Consider the following 756-nt stretch of genomic DNA (forward strand, 5'->3'; position numbering starts at 1 on the left):
CAGAATGCTACGGTGAATACGTTCCCGGGCCTTGTACACACCGCCCGTCACACCATGGGAGTGGGCTGCACCAGAAGTAGATAGCTTAACCTTCGGGAGGGCGTTTACCACGGTGTGGTTCATGACTGGGGTGAAGTCGTAACAAGGTAGCCCTAGGGGAACCTGGGGCTGGATCACCTCCTTACCTATACGACTAACTTGACTCTGTTAGTAAGAAATTGCGTTGAGTGTYYACACAGATTGCTTGTTTGTCTCGAAAGAGGCGAGCGACACTTGTTCTGCCTTGTTGCAGTAACAATGCTCTTTAAAAATTTGGAAAGCTGATAGTAATAATCGAAAGATTATTGCGAAATTAAAAATTGAGTTCTCAAAACACTTAACATTAAGTGTCTTGGATTACAGTTTAACGACTGTGATTAAAATTCTAATTTTGGCGAAAGTAGAAACCATTAGTTGCGATACGACTGTTTTATCTACCCTGATAAAACAACGGATAATCTCATAGAGACTTATTTGGGTTGTATGGTTAAGTGACTAAGCGTATATGGTGGATGCCTTGGCAGTCAGAGGCGATGAAGGACGTAGTAACTTGCGAAAAGCGTTGGCGAGCTAGTAACAAGCATTTGAGCTAACGATGTCCGAATGGGGAAACCCACTAGCATAAGCTAGTATCATTAACTGAATACATAGGTTAATGAGGCGAACCCGGGGAACTGAAACATCTAAGTACCCGGAGGAAAAGAAATCAACCGAGAT

The 756-nt window shown here is 43.4% G+C and carries 2 rRNA genes; both read left to right on the forward strand.

The features are described from left to right. Window positions 1–184, forward strand: a 16S ribosomal RNA gene (locus tag L1D44_RS21660); the annotation flags it as partial. Window positions 185–524: 340 nt separating this feature from the next. Further along, a 23S ribosomal RNA gene (locus tag L1D44_RS21665) occupies window positions 525–756 on the forward strand; the annotation flags it as partial.

The sequence above is a fragment of the Shewanella sp. Isolate13 genome (genome assembly GCF_022398325.1).
Classification (GTDB): Bacteria; Pseudomonadota; Gammaproteobacteria; order Enterobacterales; family Shewanellaceae; genus Shewanella.